16 protein-coding genes and 2 pseudogenes are annotated in these 23,305 nt (G+C 55.3%); 16 read left to right on the plus strand and 2 right to left on the minus strand.

Annotated elements, in window-relative coordinates; all coding sequences use genetic code 11:
- Positions 1 to 8: 8 nt before the first annotated feature.
- The 6 genes and pseudogenes from J2X66_RS29320 (at position 9) to J2X66_RS29345 (ending at position 6,874) form a co-directional block, all read left to right on the plus strand.
- Complete coding sequence (locus tag J2X66_RS29320; RefSeq protein WP_310271967.1) at positions 9 to 776, plus strand: hypothetical protein; 768 nt, start codon at positions 9 to 11, stop codon at positions 774 to 776.
- 168 nt (positions 777 to 944) lie between these two features.
- Positions 945 to 1,651: pseudogene (locus tag J2X66_RS29325) on the plus strand (IS30 family transposase).
- Positions 1,652 to 1,808: 157 nt separating this feature from the next.
- On the plus strand, positions 1,809 to 2,348 hold the full coding sequence (locus tag J2X66_RS29330; protein WP_310271970.1) for a fimbrial protein: 540 nt from the start codon (positions 1,809 to 1,811) through the stop codon (positions 2,346 to 2,348).
- 77 nt (positions 2,349 to 2,425) lie between these two features.
- Positions 2,426 to 3,169 (plus strand): fimbria/pilus periplasmic chaperone, encoded by a 744-nt coding sequence (locus tag J2X66_RS29335; protein WP_310271973.1) that lies wholly within the window; start codon positions 2,426 to 2,428, stop codon positions 3,167 to 3,169.
- A gap of 115 nt (positions 3,170 to 3,284) precedes the next feature.
- The gene (locus tag J2X66_RS29340; protein ID WP_310271976.1) at positions 3,285 to 5,846 is read left to right on the plus strand and encodes a fimbria/pilus outer membrane usher protein; all 2,562 of its coding nucleotides are present in this window, start codon (positions 3,285 to 3,287) and stop codon (positions 5,844 to 5,846) included.
- Positions 5,847 to 5,866: 20 nt separating this feature from the next.
- Complete coding sequence (locus tag J2X66_RS29345; RefSeq protein ID WP_310271979.1) at positions 5,867 to 6,874, plus strand: fimbrial protein; 1,008 nt, start codon at positions 5,867 to 5,869, stop codon at positions 6,872 to 6,874.
- Positions 6,875 to 7,037: 163 nt separating this feature from the next.
- Here the strand turns inward: J2X66_RS29345 and J2X66_RS29350 are convergent, their stop codons facing one another.
- Together J2X66_RS29350 and J2X66_RS29355 are read right to left on the minus strand one after the other, a co-directional pair.
- A complete protein-coding gene (locus J2X66_RS29350) occupies positions 7,038 to 8,048 on the minus strand; it encodes an AraC family transcriptional regulator ligand-binding domain-containing protein (RefSeq protein ID WP_310271982.1) in 1,011 nt (336 codons plus the stop codon).
- 279 nt (positions 8,049 to 8,327) lie between these two features.
- Complete coding sequence (locus J2X66_RS29355) at positions 8,328 to 8,804, minus strand: hypothetical protein (protein WP_310271985.1); 477 nt, start codon at positions 8,802 to 8,804, stop codon at positions 8,328 to 8,330.
- A gap of 203 nt (positions 8,805 to 9,007) precedes the next feature.
- On the opposite strand from J2X66_RS29355, the pseudogene J2X66_RS29360 reads away from it, so the two are divergent.
- The 10 genes and pseudogenes from J2X66_RS29360 to J2X66_RS29405 all read left to right on the plus strand — a co-directional run.
- Positions 9,008 to 9,520 (plus strand): annotated as a pseudogene (locus J2X66_RS29360) (transposase); the annotation flags it as partial.
- Between the two features lie 1,598 nt (positions 9,521 to 11,118).
- Positions 11,119 to 12,840 (plus strand): DUF2138 domain-containing protein, encoded by a 1,722-nt coding sequence (locus tag J2X66_RS29365; protein WP_310271988.1) that lies wholly within the window; start codon positions 11,119 to 11,121, stop codon positions 12,838 to 12,840.
- Positions 12,825 to 13,475 carry a DUF1175 domain-containing protein gene (locus J2X66_RS29370; protein ID WP_405046821.1) on the plus strand — a complete coding sequence of 217 codons (651 nt, stop codon included), beginning with the start codon at positions 12,825 to 12,827 and terminating at the stop codon, positions 13,473 to 13,475. The genes J2X66_RS29365 and J2X66_RS29370 overlap by 16 nt, the downstream gene beginning before the upstream one ends.
- Positions 13,472 to 18,046, plus strand: coding sequence for an alpha-2-macroglobulin (locus J2X66_RS29375; RefSeq protein ID WP_310271991.1), 4,575 nt, complete (start codon positions 13,472 to 13,474; stop codon positions 18,044 to 18,046). The genes J2X66_RS29370 and J2X66_RS29375 overlap by 4 nt, the downstream gene beginning before the upstream one ends.
- A gap of 1 nt (position 18,047) precedes the next feature.
- The gene (locus J2X66_RS29380; protein ID WP_310271994.1) at positions 18,048 to 19,667 is read left to right on the plus strand and encodes a DUF2300 domain-containing protein; all 1,620 of its coding nucleotides are present in this window, start codon (positions 18,048 to 18,050) and stop codon (positions 19,665 to 19,667) included.
- A 3-nt stretch (positions 19,668 to 19,670) separates the two neighbouring features.
- Entirely contained in the window at positions 19,671 to 20,480 is an 810-nt protein-coding gene (locus J2X66_RS29385; RefSeq protein ID WP_310271998.1) for a DUF2135 domain-containing protein, read from the plus strand.
- Positions 20,481 to 20,524: 44 nt separating this feature from the next.
- Positions 20,525 to 20,770, plus strand: coding sequence for a hypothetical protein (locus J2X66_RS29390; protein WP_310272002.1), 246 nt, complete (start codon positions 20,525 to 20,527; stop codon positions 20,768 to 20,770).
- 127 nt (positions 20,771 to 20,897) lie between these two features.
- Positions 20,898 to 21,212, plus strand: coding sequence for a hypothetical protein (locus J2X66_RS29395; protein WP_310272005.1), 315 nt, complete (start codon positions 20,898 to 20,900; stop codon positions 21,210 to 21,212).
- Positions 21,213 to 21,641: 429 nt separating this feature from the next.
- Positions 21,642 to 22,076: a hypothetical protein gene (locus J2X66_RS29400; protein WP_310272009.1), complete on the plus strand. Its 435-nt coding sequence runs from the start codon at positions 21,642 to 21,644 to the stop codon at positions 22,074 to 22,076.
- 150 nt (positions 22,077 to 22,226) lie between these two features.
- Positions 22,227 to 23,225, plus strand: coding sequence for a tetratricopeptide repeat protein (locus tag J2X66_RS29405; protein WP_310272012.1), 999 nt, complete (start codon positions 22,227 to 22,229; stop codon positions 23,223 to 23,225).
- The last annotated feature ends 80 nt before the right edge of the window (positions 23,226 to 23,305 follow it).

Below are 23,305 nucleotides of genomic sequence, written 5' to 3' on the forward strand. Positions count from 1 at the left end.
ACAACCGTGTGAATCTGCGCCTGCTGTTGGCGGACAAGGGCGTTCTGCCCCTGACGCCTAAGGCGCTAGATAGCCATCACCTAGAAGAGGGCTACGGGCCAGTGCCGTTCGCGGTATACCGCCTGCACCCGACGGAGCCAGAGCGCACAGGCGAGGTGCCCGCCACCGCGGCTACATTGACCGGAATACTGGGAAAACTCGGTGTCACCCAGGTCACTGACCAAATCGAAATCGCTGGCGATGCATTTCTGTCCGGCGAAGGCAGCCGTTGCCGCAGCAACTCGTATGACAGCGCTCGCGACTTTCTCCAACAGTTGGTAGACAGTGACCTGGCACCTGCTGAGCGCCTGGCACAGGCCTATCGCCGGATGCAACTGCTGGAAGTCTGCAACGAGGACGGCACACGAGACGACATCGACTTGTCGGGTGATATCCAGAGCCCGCTGGGCAGGGATTTCGCAACGTACCTGCAAGCTGCCGCGGATTTCTACAGTGGCCAGTTCAATGAAACCAGTTCCGGCTTCGCTGCTCTCAAGGACAGCGCTCAAGCCTCGCTCAAGGAGACCGCGCTCTACATAGAGGCCCGCACAGCGCTCAATACCTCCCAGCAGTGCGCCTTCGACGAATACGATGTGCTAACACGCGAACATATGGACAAGTCCCACCTGCTGCTGGCTGAGACCGGCTTCGATGCCTGCCTGAGCCGTTACCCACAAGGGCTTTACGCCGCCTCGGCCAAAGGGCTGATGCGGCGGGTGCACTGGCTCGGTGGCTAGACGGGCAAGCTCGGCGAACACTTCGCCTGACAACTCACCCAGAGCCAGAAGTCACAACGCAATGTGTCTCTCGACGATTTGGTCGAGGAGGTTGACATCAAATTGCTGGATATCACCGACGACATGCCGCAGGTGTCGCTGCTGCAGGCATTCAACGACCTGATGCGCATGCGCCCCCAGCCGCAATTCACGCTAGCTCGTAAAACCCTGGAGCAGAAAAAAACCGCATTCGCTAAGCAACCGGCGCTATATGACTATCTGTTGGCCGCCTTTGCCCTGTACGTGGAGAAGAACCCGGAAAACGCCCTAAGGCACCGTCGAAAGCGCTACCGTAAACGCTATGGAAGCCATGACCAGCGGGGGCAGTTGCGAAATCGGGTGTCGATCAACGAGCGTCCTGCTGAGGTCGAAACCCGCGAACGGCTGGGTGACTGGGAAGGTGACACAGTACATGGTTTAGGTGGGAATCTAGTCACACTGGTGGACCGAAAAAGTGGTTACTTAGGCGCCTCTCCGGTGAAGCGCAGAACACGCCGACAGGTGACTCGGGCGATCAACGTGCAACTCAAGGGGCATGTGGCACACACGCTAACCCTGGACAACGGTAAGGAGTTTGCAGGCCATGAGCGGATCGCCCTGAGAGCGGTTGTGACGTGTATTTCGCCGCCCCGTATTCGTCCTGCCAGCGCGGTACAAATGAAAATACCAACGGCTTGCTCCGCCAGTATTTTCCCAAGCGTAGCGACTTCAGCAAGCTGACTGTTGCTGCTGTAAACCGCGTGGTCGCGCAGATAAATTTACGGCCTCGTAAACGCCTGGGCTGGAAGACACCGTATGAAGTCTATGCAGGGGTGAGCGTTGCACTTATGTATTGAATTCATGCAGGCAAACAAATTTGGCGCAACAAGTCAATACGTTTGGCGCAAACGGCACAGCTAATTAAGGTTGGTACATATATTATATTGCAACTCAAATAGTTCTTGGCTAGCCAGATCTCTTTAGTTATGTTTTAAATTTACTTGGGTATATATCATGAAAAAAAATGTTATTTCTGCTCTTGCCGTTGCCGCTCTCATTGGTTCGTTTCAGTTCGCAATGGCAGCGGATGGTACCATCACCATTAACGGCCAAGTAACTGCCAACACATGTACCATTGACGGCAATGGCGGTGGCCAGAAGGACTTCACCGTCACACTGCCGTCTGTTTCAGCGAACGCCTTGGCCGCTGCTGGTCAGACCACTGGGCGTACGCCGTTTGAGATTAAACTGTCCGGATGCACTCCCACTGGAGGCAATGTACACACCTTCTTCGAAGCAGGTGCGACTACCGATAGCACGACAGGGCGTCTGGTGCTCGCCGGCGGTGGCGCGTCTAACGTACAAATTGGCTTGATGAATAATGATCTGACAGACATTAAAGCTGGTTTTGCAGAATCGTCGCAGAATTCCAAGTCCGTCCCAGTGGTTGCCGGTAGTGCTACGTTGTCGTACTACGCTCAATACTACGCCACTGGCGTCGCCACTCCCGGCCCTGCTAACTCAAGCGTGATGTATACCATTTCCTACAATTGATCTCGTACGGGTCGTAGCGGCTGTGAAAGCTCTGCGATCCTTTAGCTGTAATTTGGACTGATACTCCAGGAGTTGTCATGAAGCGCGAACTGGTTCTTCGAGCGGTGATGGGCTTGGTTTTGCTCATTGTGGGGGGCGTTGGGGCTTCTCACGCTAGCGCATCGGTAGTCATTGCCGGTACGCGTGTGGTGTACAACTCGACGGAGCGCGAAGTGACCATCAGGTTGACCAACGAGGGGGCTTTGCCGGCACTCGTTCAGGTGTGGCTCGATAAGGGAGATGACAAGGCAGCGCCTGCCGACATTTCGGTCCCTTTTACAGTTGCGCCTCCGGTGACGCGTATCGATTCGGGCAAAGGCCAAACGCTCCGCATTTTTTATACGAAAGAGCCATTGCCACAAGATAAGGAGTCCGTGTTCTGGCTCAACGTCTTAGAGATTCCGCCAGAAGGAAATGCGCAACTTAATAAGCTTCAATTGGCGTTCCGCTCTCGCATCAAATTTTTTTATCGACCTGCCGACCTTACTGGCACGGCGCAGGAAGCGCCTGCCAAGATTGAATGGAGACTGTTGCAGGATGGCAAGCACGTAGAATTGCGCAATCCGACACCTTACTTTGTCTCTTTCGCTGCCTTCGAAGTAGACACGAAGGGGAAGGCCTCAAAATTTGATGATGGCGGCATGGTGGGGCCGGGCGAAACCAAGGCGTTCCTACTTCATAGTCAGGTCGTTCCAAGCTCAGGACTGAAGATTCGGTATCACGCCATCAGTGATTTTGGTGGCGCCATAGATGGCGAAGCTTCGCTGCGCGTAACCCCGTGAGATCTCAGCCCGCTTAATATTTAGCGGTTCTCTCTTAAGGCTTATTTTCTGGCGATCGGCTAACTGTGTGATTTGCCGATCGGGCGAAGCTTTGCCCGAATTCAGCTAGGTCCAAATGCGTAAATCTTTCTTATCCGCCCTCTTCCGCAGCCAAATCAGTGTCGCGGCAGGCGTTTTGGTTGTCAGTGGTGCGGTGTTCGCTGGGTCTGTAGAAGGTACCGGAGCCGTTGAAACCCAGTTCAATGATGTATTTTTGAGACAGGTTCCCGGTCAACTGATTGATGTCACTCGGTTTAACCAGGACAACGCCGCTCTTGCAGGTACCTATCACTCTGACCTGTATGTTAACCAAATTTGGGTCGGACGCACTGAGATGACGCTTCGCCCAGTCAGCAGCGATGGCCACAATGTGCAGCCGTGTTTTGATCGTGCCTTACTTGACCGTATGGGCGTGGATCTCGGCAAGCTTAAGCCGGAAATCAATGCGAAACTGCAAAAAAATACGGATATGTGCACGCCGTTGTCGGCACTCATTGACGGCGCGATCGCCGATTTTGACAACGCCGAGCAGCGATTGGATACCAGCATTCCGCAAGCGTTTATGGCTCGGAAAAACCGCGACTATGTGGACCCACAATACTGGGATGAAGGGATCACTGCCGGCCGCTTACGCTACAACGCCAATGCCTATCAAAGTCAAAGTCAAGGAGAAACATCAACTAATGGTTATTTGGGCTTGGCCGCAGGCCTGAACTTTGGAGTCTGGCGTTTCAATCATCAGGGCAGCATGACATACGATCAGACAATGGGTAGTCGTTATCAAAGTCTGCAGTCGAATCTGCAGCGATCTATCACATCGCTGGAGAGCCAGTTCGTGATTGGCGACTCCTTTACCGATGGTGCCATGTTTGACAGCGTCGGTATTCGAGGCATGCAATTGTCTAGTGACGATCGCATGTATCCTGAGTCACTGCGCGGTTACGCTCCTACCGTGCGTGGCATAGCGCAGACCAATGCACGGGTCCAAGTTCGCCAGAGCGGCACCGTTATCTACGAGACCACGGTCGCTCCCGGCCCTTTCGAAATAACTGATCTCTATCCAACCGGTTATGGCGGCGATTTGGAGGTCTCTGTGACCGAAGCGAACGGCACTGTCCGGGCCTCCCGTGTGCCCTATGCCGCGGCGGTCAATGCATTGAGACCTGGTGTCACGCGCTACAGTGTCGCGGCTGGCCAATATCGCAACCCGAGCGTGCAAAGTACCCCGCCCATGCTTCAAGGTACCCTGCAACACGGCTTCACCAATTTGCTGACTGGCTACGCTGGCTCAATTCTGTCCCCTGACTATGGGGCGGCGGTGGTTGGCGCAGCATTGAACACCGACTACGGCGCAATCAGTGCTGATATCACGCATGCCAACACGCAGCTTACCAATGAGCCCAGCCGTAAAGGCGAAAGTGCGCGGGTGAGCTACAGCAAACTGCTCGAGCCCACCAATACGAACCTGACGGTGGCGGCTTATCGATATTCCAGTGAGGGCTATCTGAATTTTGCCGATGCCGCGCGTTTACAAGATTTTGATGATCACGATTTGGATGGGGCTCTCGGGGGAGTCCAGCGAGGAAAGCTACAGGCCACCATCAACCAGTCGTTGGCTCCAGGATGGGGCAGTTTTTACCTTTCGGGCTCGACCCAGAACTACTGGGATCGCAGCGGGCGTGATACACAGACTCAGGCGGGGTATAACAACCACTATAAGCGCGTCAATTATGGCGTCGCGTTGTCCCGCCAGTTGAACGTGAATACTTCGAATTGGGACAACCAAGTACTGTTTACCGTCGCCGTTCCGCTGGGTAATAGCCCGCGTGCACCTTACTCATCGACACAAGTGCAGCGCGACTCTTCAGGGGCAAGCAGTTTACAGGAAACACTGACAGGCACTCTGGGCAAGGATAACCAGCTTTCCTATGGCGTTAACACAGGCCGTAGTGGCGGAGGCGACACCTCGCGCGCAACGAGTCTTGGGGGAAATGCCTCCTATGTCTCACCCATGACGACCGTGAGTGCCAGTGCAAGCAAAAACAGTAACTACAGGCAAATGAGTGTTGGCATGTCCGGCGGAGTGCTGGCTTATGATGGTGGCGTAGTGCTTACCCCGAGCATGGGCGATACCATAGCCGTGGTGGAAGCTAAGGACGCCGTCGGCGCTCGTGTGGTCAATGGCAGTGGGTTGCGGGTTGATCCGTGGGGACATGCGGTGGTTTCCAATTTGACACCCTTTGCGCGGAATAGAATTGAAATTGACCCGCAGGGGTTGCCGGTCAACATCGATTTGAAATCTACCATGCAACAAGTGGCACCGACCGTCGGAGCGGTGGTCAAGCTGAAATTCGAAACCGAAAACACAGGACGTACCGCTATTATTGAGACTCGACAGGCCGACGGAAAGTTTCTGCCATTTGGCGTTGAAATACGCGATGCCGCTGGTCAGATTGTGGGCACAGTCGCACAAGGAGGGCGGGTTCTCGCACGCGGACTGAAGGGCAGCAGTGGAATGTTGACCGCGGCTTTGACCAAGGAGAATCAGCGGTTATGCCAGTTACCTTATCAACTGCCAGCGGAAAATAACCCTGGATCGACGGAAATTATTGTTTCTCAGGCAAGATGTATTGAATGAAGTGTTTAAGGGGTCGAACGATGAAAAATAATACTCTTTATATCGCGCTTTCCCTAGTTATTATGGGGGTATTGAGCTCCAAAGTGTCTGCATCCTGCACTATAAGTCCGTCTGTTTCAGGTCCCGTAGTATGGGCGCTGCCGGCGACACTGTCGGTAAAGCGTAATGCCGCGGTGGGCACCGTGATTTATACCCAGCCCTGGAACAATTCCGGCGGCCCCTATGCTAGCGCGTCGAACTGTTCACCTTCATTCTACACGTATGTCCAACTTGTTAATGCAATGACTTCAACCGCGGTGCCGAATGCCTATGCAACGAATGTCGCGGGCATAGGCGTTCGCATGTGGGCGAATGCCGGTACTTCACAATATATTCCCGCCTATCCAAACTTAAACAATAAACAAGGCCCTTATAATAATGTACCAATTTCTCAAGGGTTTGGGTTTGACCTCGTGATCACCGGCCCCGTAAACACTGGGGCATTAACATTCGGAAATGCTAACGTAGCAAGGGCGGTGATGAGCGACTCCGGAGCCGGCATCCTTCAGAATCCTTATTCATATCAGTACCTGCAAATCAATGGAACTACCAGCATCATTGCCAGTGCGTGTACTGTTGACACTCAAAACGTGGCTGTGGCTTTACCTAGTCTAATTATGGCCTCTCTCACCGGTAAATCTGTGGGTGCCACCTTTAATCCGACCGAATTTAACATTGCGTTAACATGCAACACTGGCATTAAGGTGTCCTACCAGATCGATGGGATCTCGTCGGTGTACTCGCAACCCGCTGGCGTACTGAACAATTCCACTGGCTCTGGGATGGCAACGGGCGTGGGTATCCAGATCCTAGCCGGCGCCGGGGCCAAATCGCCCCTACCCCTGTCTACCAAGACGTTGGTAGCCACAAGCATTAGCAACAACCAACCGGTCAGCATCCCACTGGTGGCGCAGTATTACAAAACCGCGACCACCAACTCCCCTGGGCAGGTTCAGGCTCTCGCAACATTTTCGATGTATTACGAGTGATCGTTGTATGGAACTGTGATGTGAGTACGAATCGTAGAGCGCTTCACCAGCTCCTTAAGATCTTTCACCCGCCGTTTGCCGATAAAGCGCCCTACGGATACCTCCGTGATCTGGTGCCGATGACGTTAGTTGATGACCCCCTCAAAACTCAACTTCTGTGATCCTATTGAGACTCCTGCTGGGCACGGAAATCCGACGGGGAGACTCCCTGCCATCGTTTAAAGGCCCGCGCGAATGCACTTTGCTCGGAAAACCCAAGTAGAAATCCAATTTCCGTCACCGAGATTGACGACGTCATGAGGTGTCGCTGCGCCAGGTCGTGACGAAGCCGGTCTAAAAGAATCCTATAACTCACGCCACGTTCCGCGAGCTTGCGTTGCAGCGTTCGCCGACTCATGGCCATCGCCTCGGCCAAACGATCCTCACTGGGTTCACCTGACGACATGTTCTCCAGGAGAAACCTCCGACAGCGCATCAGCAAGTCGGAACCTGACAACCTGGTTAACTCACTGACGAGAATGTCATCAAAGAATTGAGCAAATTCGGCATTCGCGGTGGGCAGTGTTCGATTCAGCACGTTCCAGGGTAAGACAAAGCTATCGTTGTCGGCCTCGAAAACCACTTCACACTCGAAAAAGCGTTCGTAGGGTGAACGGTCGCTAGGGCAGGGGCGCTTGAGGTGAACCGAGCACAGAGGCAATGGGCCGCGAAGGTTTGTCCGACACATGCCAATAATCAGCGAAAGGGCAAAATCGGCCATGGCATGCCCCAACTCGGTATTGCCCCGACCGCTGTCATAGGTTAGACAGACCCCTTCGTCGTTTTCGGTACACGCCAATGCGGCCCGGCCGGCAAAAATACCTATGTATCGTTGCAGACGATTAAGCGCCGTGAGCAGTGAGCCGCTGGAGAGCCAGGCGTAACCCAGTGCTTGCAAATCGGAAGGGTGCCAGCACTCGGCAGCGCGCAGGCCAAACGCTGGATCGGGGATCAACGCCAAGGCACGCATAAAGCCGGCGTCAACGAGGTCGGTCGGCAAGCGCGTATTGTTACTAGCGTCCGCCTGGTGTGGCAATTCCAAGTGTGAAGCAAAGCGGCGCGAGTTGAGGCCGTACGAGTCGATAATCCGTACTCCGACCATGCCGAAGCTCGCAAGAAACGTGTCTGTCGACATCTGATCAATTGCCCCTGGCCGTGCTGATAAGGACTAACTATAGCGATGACCAAAGAGGGCGCGAGCTACCGAGCCCTTTCAGGGGGCGGTCCCGCCCGGGGCGAAATGACACTCTAAGAGGTTTCGCAATACCAGCGGACTATTTTTAGAGGGTTTGGGAGCAATGGACCCAAAAACCAACGTAAGTCATGGTTAAAGTTCTACTTGCTCATCCAAAGCTTTGGATTTACAGACTTTGATTAGCGAAACGAGTTTTCGACACCTCTTTTTCGAGTGTTTTCAGCCATTCCAAATTATTCCTGCAGCGGTCCGATAAAACGGTGGTTTGATCGAACTACCCAGACAGCACAAGGGTTTTCGGGTAGGCGCTAGGCTTAAGTGCACTTTCGGTTCCGTTGCTCCCCGAACCCCGTTTGCTGATCGAAAAAAAGATCGCGTTGTCGTGCAGATCCAAACAGAAATAGCGTTGACCACCGCCGTTTTTACTGTTGTGGGGGCACAGCCCCCCTTGAAAAAACGCCGTTCGATGTAGTCGCGCAACTGGTTGCTACAGTGATAGCGTGACGGGCAGAAATAGCGCTGCTCGCCTTTGTGATTGAGCTTTTCACCGTAGCCTTTTTCATCAGTGAAGCAATGGAAGCCAAACTCGAATTTCACCGTTAAGGCTTCAGCAGCGACCTCGAACGTCAACTCGAACGGCTGCATGTGCGACATGCTCAATGTCTTACCGTTGATAACCAGGTCATTCCATTGCATGTTCAAGCATGCGCCATGCACGTGAGGGGCTGCCAGTGTAACAGTCAGTCCCCTACCTTGCTCTTGTGCGCGTATCCGTAATGTGTGCCGTTGCCCCCCCCGCGAGCTTAGCCAGTACATTGTCGGGGGCGGCTCAGAAAAGGAATTGCAAGGTACGCTAAGCCGCTAAGCCAAACACAGTCGCCCTAGCCTGAACGATGCGCGATCTGCACGCGACGAACAAAAGCCAACTGGTAGCGCAGGCGTTGCACTCAATTGGCGGGTAGTACGAGATTGAACGGCAAGTGAAGGAGATGGGCGATGCAAATCGTTGGCGAATACGCCAAGAAAAAGCGCCTCTCTCAGCGAAGCGCCGCATGCTTGGGCGCTGGTACAGCGTGAATTGGTGCCTGAAGGGGCGGCTATGACCAAAGTGCTGGATTACAGCCTCGGGCGCTGGATAGCACTGACTCAATATATCGAGGACGGCGCTGTACCCATAGATGATAATACGGTCGAAAATCAAATAAAGCTGTGGGTGCATGGACGATCGAATTGGTTGTTCGCCGGGTCACTGCTCAGCGACAAGCGGGCAGCCGCGATCATGAGTTTGATCCAATCAGCACGGGATCCGTGTGCCTATCTCAAAAATGTGCCGACGCGCTTCCCAACGCAGCGGGCCGGTGAGATCGGGGGGGGGGCTGCCACATCAGTGGGTGCCCGCTCAACTTGCGTAAACTAACTAGATAAGCGCTTTCCATTCAAGTGCCAACCAATGGGTAAAGTTTAATACGGCACCCATAATCATGACCATCTCCCATGCATACACCATCCAAATACCGGTAGTTAATGTGCACCGTTTGGCCATTTCTGGGCCACTGCCGGCGTGGGAGTTCGCTTTGGTAGTCAGTAGTTTCCGGTTTGAAAGTGATGATTGCCCCCGCTTCTGGACATTCCGCCGTGACCGATGTGTGGCTTACCGTCAGGATCTGGGCCTGTAACTGTGGGTATGGACGCTTTAATACATCAGTGATACGAAGTTCCAAACTGCAGATTTCCCACGCGGATGCGTGTACTGGCTGGCACAGCATGAAAAGGGGTGAAACAAGTAACACATAGCAAGTTACATGGCTGCGCATTATAGATCCTATCTAAAGTATCGATATCCAAGCCATTATCAGGCTTGAACTTGTCTAATCATAGTGCGATCAACCTCTTTGTGCATATTCGGCATGGTCGATGCTCAAGTAATCACGCAAAGTAACTTCAGTGTACGCTTACCGTAGGGTCGCCGGAGGCCAGGGCAGGCCGGCTTTATCGCCTGGGGCCGCTTAGGCAGGCTTCACCTCATGAAGCAGTCGCTTGGTTTGAGAAATGTGTGTACAGGGCGCGCAGGCGCATGCCTGTGGCTGTTCTCAGGGCGATGGCTAATAAAAAACCCAGCGTTTAAACGTGAGGGGGGGCAGGTTGGAAGAGGTGAGGCGTCGACGCGTTGGGGACCGAACTGTAAGGACAATTCTATCCGTCAAGTCCTGGCCGCTGTGCTCCTTGTTATCGTACTTCTGCCAGCTGAGTAGGGGGATAGTGTTCATGGTAAGACTGGTTCTCGATTCGGCGACTGGTTTCTGTTTTTTATGGGTTGGGTGGCGAGGGGCCTTTTCCCGGGCGAGGGGGCGTCCGCGGCGGTGTGTGTTTGGTGCTTTTTGTTGGTCGGGTTCATTGCGACTGTCCCGGTCCGTTGATGGGTTGGTCGGGTGGGTCATCACTTTACTGTCGTCCCAGTTGAAAGTTATGTTTTAACTGAAGGCTGGACGTGCGTAGTCGCATGGCCGATTGGCGCAATGAGTCTCGGGCTTGGCGCGTTGGGGCGATCCTGGGTGCGACGTAGGCATTTATAATATTTGCAGAGGTCTGAATTTTACGCTGGCCGCATGGTGAATAGATATACGTTGTTTTGCGGAGATTTAATATGTTGCGCAGTCTGTAAATTGTTGGTGATCTTAGTCGCTATTCTGTCATTGTCGCTTTGTGGTTAGTGCCGATGTCTCTATGTGAATAAGTGTTGGTTTCTATTGCGCCGCAAGTGTTCTTTGCAAGTTAAATAATAACGGCTCCATGAGTTTGTTTTTTTCAGAGGTTTTGCCTGGTCGTTTATGTCTGTGTTCGTGAGTGTGAGTTGGGTTTTATAAAAGGGTGTCCCATGTGAATTTGTTATTTGATTCACGGAAAATTGATTGGTGCCCGTAAAGCCCTCTAGGTCGCGGCTTTGGTTTACTACTAACCCAAAAAAACATTCGATGTTTTTTGTATCTTGGTTGATTACGCATTGAAGAATATGAGCGGCAATTTTGTTTCTGCTAACGGTCAAGCGCTTGTTCCCAACACTTCTCGTCGTTGGTCAGCGGTTTTTTGGGGGGCGTGCCTGGTGGTGGGCGTCACGACTGTGGCGGGTGGTGTGGGCTGGCTTATTCATCAGCCCAAGATGCCCCCTGTCGTACTTGTCAGTGACAAACTGGGCATGAGTCGGCCCGATGGCCTGCTGGAAACTCATTCCTTGAGTCAATTGCCTAAAGACTTGCTCGCGGTGCCATTCCTTAAAGATACTCTAACCGAAGATTTTATTTTTTATTATGAGTCCCATGCCGATCGGCTTGGGTTGGTCGGTAGTCTCCGGCGGATTATCTACGAGCATGATCTCAAGTTACAGGACAGCCTGATCGAGCAGTTGTTCGATCAGCCGGGCGACGTGGCACTGTGGCGCGGGGCGGACGGTCGGCTCAAGGATTTCCTGTTGGTGATGGATCGGGGTGGTTTGGCCAAAATGTTGGAGCCACTGGCCAAAGTGGCGCTGGACGATTCGCAGTTGACCCACCTCAGTGATGTGAAAGTCGGTGCCGACGACGTGCCGCTGTATCAACTCACCTACAACAACAGCAAAGCGCTGGTGTTCGCCTCCCATGGCGACAAATTGGTGGTGCTGTCCAATCCCGCCAAACTCTACGACCCGAGCAGCGGCCCGAGCGATGAGCGCGGGAGTGTCTCGACTACGGCCATCGCCGCGTTGCTCAACGGTGACAAACTGCTCCCCGAAGCCTTCGGCCTGCCACCGCGCACACCGGAAGTGAAGCAACGCCTGTCGGTCAATTCCAGTGTGTTGGCCATGGGGTATCAGCGTTTCATTCCGAACTTTGCCGGGCTGCGTTTTGACATGGACGACAAGGGCTGGCACAGCTTCCTCGCCATGGATGAACTGGACAATCAGCGGGACTTCGATTTCAAGCCAATCTGGCAAGCCATGCCCATGGGGGCTAGTGGTTGCGTGGCCTTGCCGCTGGCGGCTGAACAGCAGAAGCCGTTACTGGTGAAACTCGGCGCCGAAGAGCCGGTGGCCCAGGCGTTGACCGAACACATGGCCGGCGCGGCGGGCCTGTGCTGGTACGCCGATTCGCGTCTGTACACACCGTTGCTGGTGGCCAGCCTGAACGACAAGGACAGCGCGAAACTCGATGGCGACCTCGGCAGCTTGTTCGGATCGATGGTCGGCGCCTATGAGCCCAATGTCGAAGAACACGCGTTCCCGGTGATCGAGAAACAGGATGGCCCGACTCACCAGTGGCAGCGTCAGGTCAGCTCCAACTTCGGTCCCTATAAAGCCACGGAGGCTGAAAGTCCGGACGCGATCTCCGGCAAGGCCTTCATGAAAGTCAGCCTTGCGCGTCACGGCTCGACGCTGCTGTTCTCTCTTGACGACAAACTCGTGGACAAGGCGCTCGGCACTCTCGACAAGCGCTTTCCACCGATGGCCGAGGTGGTGCCGAATGACCGCCTGATGCCGATCTATTTCGGTCCAGATTCCATGGCGCAACTCATGCGAAAGGAAACTTTCGACAGCCTACCCCAAGACATGGAACCGGTGTTTTACAACGCCGCACAAGCTTTCCTTGTCCCAAAACTGCGCAAGCTTAGCGGTTATGGCAAGTACGCCCTGACCTTGCCCGAAGGCAGCGAACCCGACGGCCATTGGCAATGGCTGCCGCTGGAATGGAAAGCCCTGTGACCGCACTCATCCGCAGCCTCGGCCTGCTGGCGATGTTGCTGGGCAGTCGCGCCTTTGCCACTGAGGCAGCGCCGCTGGATCCGCAGCAATCCCAGGTGTTCCGCGCCTGGTTCGTGCGCATGGCCCAGGAACAACTGACCCAAGGCCCGAGCCCGCGCTGGTATCAACAGGACTGCGCGGGACTGGTGCGGTTCGCCGCCAACGAAGCGTTGAAAGTCCATGACGATAAATGGCTGCGCAGCAACGGCCTGTCCAATCGCTACCTGCCACCGGAACTGCCATTGAGCGAGGCGCAACGCGGTCTCGCCCAGCAATGGCAGCAGGGCGGCGGCAAGGTCGGGCCGTATGTCAACGCGATCAAACTGATTCAGTTCAACAGCCATCTGGTGAGTCGGGACGTGGCGCAAGCCCGGCCCGGCGACCTGATGTTTTTCGATCAGGGCGACGACCAGCACCTGATGATCTGGATGGGCCGCTACATCGCCTATCACACCGGCACCACCACCCCCACTGACAACGGCATGCGATCCGCGAGCCTGCAGCAACTCATGACATGGAAGGACACCCGATGGGTCCCCGATGCAACCAACCCCAATTTCATCGGTGTTTATCGACTGAATTTTCTCACCCAATGACCGGTGCTCGTATGTTGCGCATTCGTTTTCAAATCCCTCTGTTGCTGGCCCTTTTGATACCTATTACCGCAGTCAATGCTGAAGACTCGGTGCCGTCCAGTGATTACACACCATTGGCCGGAGAAAGTTTTTTCCTGCTGGCCGACAGCAGTTTCGCCAGTGACGAACAGGCGATGGTGCGCCTCGAAGCGCCGGGCCGTGACTATCGCCGGTTCCGCATGGAGCCTTATGGCGGCGCCGACATTCGCGTGTACCGCATCGACAAGCCACTGGATTTCCTCAAGCGTCAGAAGAACCTGCATCGCGTGGTCAGCGATGGCCAGTTCAAGGGCGAAGGCCTGTCGAATACCCTCGCGTACCTGTGGGACAACTGGTACCGAAAATCCCGTCGCGTGATGCAACGGGCGTTTTCCTACGAGTCCCGTCAACAAGTCACCGAGGAAGTGCCGGAACTGAAGATGGGCACCGCCATCGCCGCGCCAACGCCTTACGATGCACAGCCGCAATTCGCCCTGATCCCGGGCCTGCCGGTGGTCAGTCAATTCCGCTATCCGCTGTGGCAAGCCAAACCGATCCAGCCGCCTGAGGGTGTGAACCTGGCCGGTTCTTCCAGCGAATTCGTCAGCGTCGCGCCGGGTAACGTCTACATTCCGTTGGGTAACCTGAAACCGGGTCTGTACCTGGTGGAAGCGTTGATCGGCAAGTACCGCGCGACGACCATGGTCTTCGTTTCGAACACCGTGGCCGTGAGCAAAATCGCCGGTGATGAACTGGTGGTCTGGGCCGCGCACAAACACGAAGGCAGTTCGGTGCCGAAAGTGAATGTGCTGTGGACCGATGGCCTCGGCGTGATGAGCAGCGGCGCTACCGATAGCGATGGGTTGCTGCGCCTGAAACACGTCAGCCCGGAACGTTCGTTCGTGATTGGCGAGGACGAAGAGGGCGGGGTGTTTGTCTCCGAGAACTTCTACTACGACAGCGAAATCTACGACACCAAACTCTACGCCTTCACCGACCGGCCGCTGTACCGGCCGGGCGATTGGGTGTCGTTGAAAATCGTCGGGCGCGAGTTCAAGAACGCCCGGGATTCCGTCGCACCGACTGCGGCCGACGTCAACGTAACCGTGCTCGATGCCACCGGCACGGCGCTGCAATCGCTGGCGCTGAAGCTGGACTCCAAGGCCGGTACCCAAGGCCGATTCCAGTTGCCGGATAACGCGGTAGCGGGCGGTTATGAACTGCGTTTCAGCTACAAGGATCAGGCCTACAGCAGTGCGTTCCGCGTGGCCGAATACATCAAGCCGCACTTCGAAATTTCGCTGAACCTGGCCAAGCAGGATTACCGCACCGGTGAACCGGTTAAAGGTAGCCTGGTGCTGCTGTACCCGGACGGCAAACCGGTGGCCAACGCCAAGTTGAGCCTGAGCCTGCGCGCCCAGCAACTGTCGATGGTCGACAACGAACTGCAATACCTCGGGCAATTCCCGGTCGAGCTGACCAGCACCGAATTGACCACCGACGCCAAGGGCAACGCGACCCTCGAGCTGCCGGCCGCCGAGAAACCGAGCCGCTACATGCTCACCGTGTTTGCCAGCGATGGCGCGGCGTATCGGGTCAAGACCACCAAGGAAATCCTGATCGACCGTGGCGCGGCGAGTTTCAGTTTGAGCGCGCCGCAGCGGTTCAGTGCGGTGGGCGACAAGGTTGCGTTCAGCTACATCAATGAAGGCGCCAACGAGCAGAGCAAAACCGTGACACCAAGCAGCTACAGCTGGGTGCGTCTTGAAGATCAGACCACCGGCGACGGCAAACTGGCCGCCAAAGATAAAGGCTTCACCGTCGCCTTCGAGCGTCCCGGCACTTACAACCTGACCTTGAAAGATGACCATGGTCGCGTGGTCGGTGCGACCGGTCATTCGGTCACTGGTGATGGCGTCAAAGCCGTGCCGGGCACCGTGGAAATCGTCCTCGATAAACCCGAGTACAAGGCCGGTGATGAAGCACTGGCCCTGATCACTTTTCCGGAGCCGATCAGCGATGCACTGCTGTCGCTTGAACGCGACAAGGTCGAGGCCACCGCGCTGCTGTCCAAGGGTGGTGACTGGCTGAAGATGGAAAAACTCAGTGACACCCAATACCGCGCGCGCATCCCGGTGAAAGACAATTTCGCGCCGAACCTGACCTTCTCCGTGCTCTACACCAAGGGTGGTCAATACAGCTTCCAGAACGCCGGGATCAAGGTCGTCGCGCCGCAAATCGACGTGGCCATTGCCACCGATAAAGAGACGTATCAACCCGGTGAAACCGTGTCGGTCGACTTGACCACGCAGTTCGCCGGCAAGCCGATTCCGGCGCACCTGACCGTCAGCGTCGTTGACGAAATGGTCTACGCGCTGCAACCGGAAGTCGCGCCGAGCATCGACCAGTTCTTCTACCACCCGCGCCGCAACAACGTGCGCACCAGCGCGAGCCTGTCGTTCATCAGCTACGACGTGGCACTGCCGGGCAGCCCTGGCGCGCCGGGCAAAGCCAACCGCAGCGAGCGTGGAGTGAAAGTGCTGGAGCGGCCGCGTCGTGAAGACGTCGATACCGCCGCGTGGCAGCCGGAACTGGTGACTGATGCCAACGGCAAAACCCGCTTCACCTTCAAGATGCCCGACTCGCTGACCCGCTGGCGCATCACCGCCCGGGCCATCGCCGATGACGGGCAGGTCGGGCAGAAGAAGCAGTTCGTGCGTTCGGAAAAACCGCTGTACTTGAAGTGGAGCGGCCCGAGCAAATTCCGCAGCGGCGACAAGCCGAGTCTCGGGGTGTTCGCCTTCAGTCAGGCCGAGAAACCGGTCAAGGCGGAGCTGGTGATTCATGTCGGCGGCGCCGATCAGCGTGTGCCAGTGACCCTGAACAACGGCATCAACTACATCGCGTTGCCTGAGTTCTCGTTGGCCAGTGGCGAGTGGACCGCCGAACTGGTGCAGGACGGCAAAACCGCTGACGCGCTGGCCGTGCGCCTGACTGCCACCGGCGAAGGTTGGCAGGTCACGCAAAGCCAAAGTCTGGACGTGGCCAGTGGCGATACGCCGCTGAGCTTGCCGGCCGATGCGACGGATATCCGCCTGCGTCTGGATGACAGTCCGCAAGCGCTGTTCCGTTCGGCACTGGATGATCTGCTGAGCTATCCGTACGGCGGCGTCGAGCAGACCGCCAGTCGTTTGCTGCCGCTGAGCATCGCCTATCCGACGCTGGCCTCGAACCCGCAAATCCGCGATCGCTTGCGCCTGATCATGCAAAACAGCCGTCTGCGCCTGGTGCAAATGGCCGGGCCTTCCGCGAGTTTCACCTGGTGGGGCATGGACGGCGAGCCGGATGCCTTCCTCACGGCTTACGTCTACTACGCCGACTGGAACGCCAGCAAAGTGCTGGAGCTGAACTTGCCGCCGGAGCATTGGCAGCGGGTGCTGGAGGTGTATTCGAAGCAGGCCCAGAACACGCCGCTGTTGCAGCGCGCCTTGATCCTGTCCTTCGCCAAACAGATGCAATTGCCGGTGAACACCTTGCTCAGCGGCTTGATGGACGACCTGGCGAAAGCAGGCGAGGGTAATGCCGCGAACCTGATGGAGGATGGCGAAGACAGCATCGTCATGAGCGATCCGGATTCGGCGCTCGGTCTGGCCGCTGCCCGCGTGTTGACCGCATCGCTGGCGCGTCAGTCCAAGGTGGCGTTGCCGGAGGCTTTCACTCGTCAACTGGCGGATGCGCAACAGCGTCTGGCGGTCAGCTCGCAGCCGTTCGCCGAAGCGCTGAACCTGTCGCTGCAACCCTTCGATCAGGCCCACGCTCAAGCCTTGCTGCAACGCTTGCTCCCACAGCAATCGACGCTGGAACGCGCTTTGGCGCTGACCTGGTTGCAGCGCAGCATCGAACAAGCTTCGCCAACCATCGCGCTGGCGCCGGGTGAAGGCTGGAAGAAACAGTACGGCGATACCGGTGAGATGTACTGGACGTGGCAGGGTTCTCCGTCGGTGCCAGCGGTGTTGTCACTGGCCGGGACGCAAGAGCGGCCATTGCGCGCCGCGCTGAGCTTCCAGACCCGGCAACCGGCGGTTGATCCGATGGCCGTGACCATCACACGTCGCTTGTCTCGATTGGTGCCGGGTGACGAAGCCTTCACCTTCAAACTCGAAGCGGTCGGCACCCAGCCGTTGTCCAGCGACAGCCTGTATCTGGACGAAGTAATCATCACCAGCAAAGCCGCGAAACCGCTGCGCTACGGCATGCTCGAAGTGCCGCTGCCGCCGGGCGCCGATGTCGAACGCACGACGTGGGGCATAAAGTTGATGGGCAAGGCCGGCACCGAACCGACCGCGCTGGAGAAGGCGCGTTTTGAGCCGGGTCAGATGGCTTACGCGATTCCGGTGGACGCCTTGAGCGGTGAGTTGCGCTTGCGTCATCTGGTGCGCTTCTCGCAGAAAGGTCAGTTCAATCTGCCGCCGGTACGTTTCACGCAGGTTTATGCGCCGCAACATCAAGCGCAGGAACAGAAACCGGCCCTCGGTCAGGTTACGGTCAACTGACATGACCCGGCGTCTGGTCTGGTTGCTGCTGTGTTTGATTCCTGCGCTGGCGACAGCGCAGGACGAACCGCTGCGGCTGGGCTTCAAGGGTGAACTGATTTCGTTGAACCGGACTCAGGTGATTTCACGCGAGCCGTTGCCTGCTGATGTACAGGCGCCGTTGGGCAGTTTGTGGAAGTTGTTTGTGTACGGTTGGCTGGTGGATACCGGCGCCCGAGAACCTGCGTATGAATGTCGCGGGCAGTCGAAGGAAGAGGTTTATTGCTGCACGGCTGGCGGCAAGATCGAGCGCGATCAGGCATTGGTAAAATCGTGCGGTTTGTATTTTGAGCCTGCGCGTTTGGGCATTTCCGGCGATGGCTGGCGCACGTATTGGCAAGCGCGACAGGCGCCGGAGTGGTTGCTGGATTTGTCGTCGTTAAAACCTTCTGCGCGAGTGTCCGTTGCTGAATTGCTCAAGGTGTTGGCTGTGATGCCAGCACAGGATCAGGCGCGGCGGGTGTTGCTCGATGTGGTGCTCAATGCCGCCGATGGCAACGTGGTGGGCGAACTCGGTGGCCGGTTGCGGGTGAAAACCTGGAGCTGGTTGGGGGATCAGGATCCGTCGTCACGTCAGGGCGGTTTTGCCGGTTGGACGGCGGATGGCACGCCGATCTGGGCAGGTGGGCGCGGGACCAGTCAGATGGTGCTGCGTCATTACGCTGAGGCATTGGCCACAGTGCTGCCGGTTGATTGGCCAGCGGATTCAGGGCGTTGTGTCGAAGTCGGACTGTTTTCTCGCTATCCGATTGAGCGGGTTCTGGCGGGGGAACGTGTTGTTTCTTCCGGGCCATTGCAGGGCGACTATCGTGTCGAATTCAGCAACGGTAACCAACTCGATATCCACAGCGACGGTGAACTCTTCTTGCTCAAGGACCAACTCGTCGCCCGCCTGGACCGCGAAGAATACGTCGCCCGCGTCCTCCAGCGCGAAGCCAAACCCGAACCCGCCGAAGCTGCCAAAGCCCTGGCCATCGCCATCCGCACCTACCTGCTGCAAAACGCCACGCGCCACGGTGATTGCCTGAGCATCGACGACAGCAGCAGCCGTCAGCGCGTTTCGCCACGCCCGGCCACCGCTGAATCGCGCAACATTGCCGCGTGGACCAGCGACCTGGTCCTGGCCGGCAGCACCGTCACCTACCACTCCGATCAATCCGGCCCGGACAAACTCTCCTGGCAACAAGCCGTCAAACAAGCCAACGCCGGCCAACGTTACGACGCCATCCTGCTGCACGCCTACCCGCGCGCCAGCCTCAGCCGCTGGGACAACCCCGTCGCCTCCTGCGAAGCGTTGCCCGCCGCCCAAGACTGGCTGCAAACCCAACGCCGCGGCTGGCGCCAACGCCTCGAAAACGAAGTCGGCTACAACGAAGTCAACACCTTCGCCGTCTGCCGCCTGGCCTTCGGCCGCCCCTATGTCGACCGCGAACGCCAGCGCATCTACGTGCGCGGCGTGCTGTCCCTCCAGGACCGCCTCGACCTGACCCACGAATACCTGCACCTGGCTTTCGAAGCACACCCCAACGGCCAGGATGAAACCTACATCGAAGGGCTCGCCCGCCACCTCTTGCTGGAATAGGCCATGAAACTCCGTTATCCCCAAGTTTTACTGATGCTTTGGTCCTTCACCGCGTTGCCGCTGGCTAGCGCGCAAGGCATTAAAATCGACACCCCTATCGGCGGTTGGCGCACGGGCGCGGTTGAAGGCGAAGGCGAAAGCTTCCGCCAGACTGTCAACTATCCCGCTTCATCGGTTAACACACCGGTAGGACAGGCCAACACCGCACGCATCAGCGGCCAGATCAAAGCCACGCCCAAGTCGACGGAGCCGGGTCGTTTGATCGTCAACGGCGTGAGCATGCCGCTGAAGATCGATCCGGCAGGCCGCTTTGATCGCCCGTTCTCGTTTCCCAATGGCAGCAACAGCGTCGAAGTACGCAGCCCAGATGGGCAACAGCGGCATCGCACACAGTTCCTAAATGCCAGTGGTGGCGCGACACCGGCCAAGTTGCGGGTGTTGTTGTCGTGGGACAGTGACGGCACGGACCTGGACCTGCATTTGATTACGCCGGACGGGGCGCACATCTGGTACGGCGATCGGGTTGCGCCCAATGGTGCAGCGCTGGATGTGGATGTGACGACGGGGTATGGCCCGGAGATCTTTGCCATGCCGGCGCCGATCAAAGGGCAGTATCTGGTGTATGTGAATTACTTTGGCGGTGGGTATAGCAGCGATGAGGAAGGGCAGGAGGATGCGGTTCAGCCGCTGACGACGGCGCAGGTGACGGTGATTTCGGAGGAAGGCACAGCTAATGAGAAAGTGGAGACATTTCTGATACCGATGCGCGCGGCCGGAGAGTTGACGTTGGTCAAAGCATTTAGTTACCCCTAAAAATTGTATTGAGAAAGGGATTGAGCAGAAAGGGATGGGTAAACATGGAAGCCTCCATCCCTTTTTTGACTGCCCAATGGTTGACGTTGAGTGTGTTTGTCTTAGGACTGATTGAACGGTTGCACACCTTACTTGAGCTCTATGCCAATACGAATTCTGTGCCGACTAAAGGGCGGTCGGTGGGTATTAACTCATTGAGCGTTTCCACACACAAGCACAAGGGGATTTCAGCGGTCGCTCTTGCAGCCTCCTACTCCTTCCGTCCGGATTGCCGGACAAACCGCCGGTAATTGAAGCTGGAACGGAGCCTAAGAGAGAATATTCGTTGTATACCGAAAGTTTGCCGCAAATAGCCAGCTTAGATTTTACGAGTTCGCCAGAATATAACTTGGCGAAATTTTCAGTGGAGAGTGGGTCGTGAGTGTAAAAAATATAAAGTTAGAATGGTATATAATGATCCCCGGGATCCTGGTTGCAAATGTTTTGCTTGCTCTTGGTGTTTACTATTTTTCTGGGTTTTGTGATCGTATTATCAATCATTTTAATGCGAATTTTAATTATTACGTTTTGATCGTATATGCGGCCCTGTTCTTTTTTCTGATTGCCTTGTGCGTATGGTTGTCTGTGGTGTTATCTTCATGGCTGTCATTACGAAACAACATCAAAATCGCAGTTTTTTCTATTGCTTCAGGAGTGGCAATGCTTGGCGGGATTGTTATTATTATACGGTGAACTCTAATTCGTGGTTTGAGGGTGAGGTGCTGGTGGTGGAGGATAGTTATATCTATTGTCCGTTCCTCTATGCGACATACAGATTTTTAATGGATTTCCCGGTTTTTTTTGGATTGGCATTTTTTTTGGATGTGTGTCAGGGTTTTATGTGGTCTCAAGTAAGTTTGGTCGATGTAACTAGCAAGATAAATAAATTGAATGGATTTTCGAATGAGCTTATATATGAAGAGGGTATTTAAATTTCTGAGTGTTATCCTTGTAATCAGCTTTCTACTACTGCGGCACAGGCTCTCGCCCCATCCAACATGGAAATTTCCCAATGGATCGAAAACGAAGATGTCGATAAACGGAACATTCAAATTGAGAAAGTCTATCCGGTAATCCTTGTTGATGGAGAAGAGGCGTATTTAGCTGCCGTAAGGTACGCGAATGCAGGGGTTCACCTATGGGGAGGTTATATTTTGGTTCGGCCCTAAACGGGCGGCGGCTCGGGTTCTTGAGGGTTTTGGTGGCCAAACTAACAAAGTTGTACCCTTTGGTGAGCCAAGCAGCATAGTGATTATTAGCGAGGTGGCCTCCGGCGGTGGAACGTCGGAGCGTTCGCATTCTGTAGTTGCTTTCGACGGTTGGAATGTGAAGACGCTGTATGCCGTCGAAGACGCAGAGAATTCCGGAGACTGTGGATACGAAGATAGGCCTTGTGAGGGCAGTTCACATTACTTTAACTTCACTCACACAGGTATTGCACCAAGGAAAGTCGGCTTGGTGGTGACGGAGATTCGCTATTCTTCTGCCGTGGCTGATAATCCGAATCCTCTAATTAAAACAATGGTGGATATTATCGCTTTGGATTTGCCACGTTAATTTTTAAAATAAATGTACGACCTCGCGCGGTACATTTTGGGGCGGTGTTGGATAGGGTGGAAAAATAACTCCCTCCGCGCTCATAAGCGCGATCAGGTTTGGCATCGGCCACAGATCACAGGGGGCAATGTGATGCATTGGGGGTCTTGAATGAAGCTTGTTGCTTGCACTGCCTTACGGTGCGCATTAATTGTTATCGTGGGTGTGATATTTGGTTGTTCAGTTTTAATGTATGGGTATTCTTGGGTTGAGTTGCCCGAACTCAATCGAGCACAAATTATGGTTCGCGATACTCCGCCAGAGCTCACTTTCGAGGGCGAACTTAAAGGGACATTTGTTCATTTTGTCGTTCAAGGCTGCAGAATCTATCGAATAGACGGGCAGACTGAAGGAATGAGGGCAGTAATGGTGGTTAGGCCAGAGTTTAATTTAATCTCCGCTTGTCATAGGCAGTATCTCAACGCAGAAAAAGACTCGGTATCTGTCATTCTTGGCGAGTGGTCTTTTGGAGCCGGAGCCTGTTGCTCTGAAGGTGGCAAATATCGAACCACGGATGGGCGCGTGTGGATACAAATAAGCGACAATAACTTGGTACCTATAGAAAAGCGGGCATTGATTAAAAAGGCAGGCCAAGGCAATGCCCGCGCAGCTTTTGATTTAGGTTACACATTTTACTCGGAACAGAACTACGCGAACGCGTTGCGCTGGTTCGACGAAGCCGCCGGATTGGGTGACGCGGGTATTGCGCTTGAAATAGCAAACCTTTGCCGCGATGGTGATATAGGTTTTCGGGACCGAAAAAAAATGATTTTTTACCTACAGAAAGCAGCTCAAATGGGTATGGATCTAGCCCAAATGGAACTCGCTGCCAGTTATCTTCAAGGAACCGATATTGCACACGATGTGAAAAAAGCGAAGTATTGGTATGAACAAGCTGCCAAAACCGGTAATGCGAAAGCACAATTTACATTAGGTACGTTGTACGGGGAGAGTTCCCGTGGAATCGAGCAGGCCCAGATGAAGGCTTACGGCAGGATAAATGAGGGGGATGTGGCACTAGTAGCTGAAAATCACAAGGCGCTGTATTGGCTCTGTCAGGCGATTTTTCAATACTATGGAGAGGCGCAGCTTGCTCTAGGGAAACTCTGAAAAAGACTCCCAAGTCTGCTGAAATACGCTTGCCCCACGAACTGAACGGTTGAGCCCCGATGAAGCAAATATCCTTCGCC

Origin of the sequence: Pseudomonas sp. 3296, from assembly GCF_031456615.1 — a bacterium.
Taxonomy (GTDB): Bacteria; Pseudomonadota; Gammaproteobacteria; order Pseudomonadales; family Pseudomonadaceae; genus Aquipseudomonas; species Aquipseudomonas mucoides.

Coding starts and splice junctions, on each gene's coding strand:
- J2X66_RS29405 (WP_310272012.1), top strand. CDS start 22,227: ATGAAGCTTGTTGCTTGCACTGCCTTACGGTGCGCATTAATTGTTATC.
- J2X66_RS29340 (WP_310271976.1), top strand. CDS start 3,285: ATGCGTAAATCTTTCTTATCCGCCCTCTTCCGCAGCCAAATCAGTGTC.
- J2X66_RS29365 (WP_310271988.1), top strand. CDS start 11,119: ATGAGCGGCAATTTTGTTTCTGCTAACGGTCAAGCGCTTGTTCCCAAC.
- J2X66_RS29350 (WP_310271982.1), bottom strand. CDS start 8,048: ATGTCGACAGACACGTTTCTTGCGAGCTTCGGCATGGTCGGAGTACGG.
- J2X66_RS29380 (WP_310271994.1), top strand. CDS start 18,048: ATGACCCGGCGTCTGGTCTGGTTGCTGCTGTGTTTGATTCCTGCGCTG.
- J2X66_RS29390 (WP_310272002.1), top strand. CDS start 20,525: ATGGAAGCCTCCATCCCTTTTTTGACTGCCCAATGGTTGACGTTGAGT.
- J2X66_RS29400 (WP_310272009.1), top strand. CDS start 21,642: ATGCAGGGGTTCACCTATGGGGAGGTTATATTTTGGTTCGGCCCTAAA.
- J2X66_RS29385 (WP_310271998.1), top strand. CDS start 19,671: ATGAAACTCCGTTATCCCCAAGTTTTACTGATGCTTTGGTCCTTCACC.
- J2X66_RS29345 (WP_310271979.1), top strand. CDS start 5,867: ATGAAAAATAATACTCTTTATATCGCGCTTTCCCTAGTTATTATGGGG.
- J2X66_RS29370 (WP_405046821.1), top strand. CDS start 12,825: ATGGAAAGCCCTGTGACCGCACTCATCCGCAGCCTCGGCCTGCTGGCG.
- J2X66_RS29355 (WP_310271985.1), bottom strand. CDS start 8,804: ATGCAATGGAATGACCTGGTTATCAACGGTAAGACATTGAGCATGTCG.
- J2X66_RS29375 (WP_310271991.1), top strand. CDS start 13,472: ATGACCGGTGCTCGTATGTTGCGCATTCGTTTTCAAATCCCTCTGTTG.
- J2X66_RS29335 (WP_310271973.1), top strand. CDS start 2,426: ATGAAGCGCGAACTGGTTCTTCGAGCGGTGATGGGCTTGGTTTTGCTC.
- J2X66_RS29330 (WP_310271970.1), top strand. CDS start 1,809: ATGAAAAAAAATGTTATTTCTGCTCTTGCCGTTGCCGCTCTCATTGGT.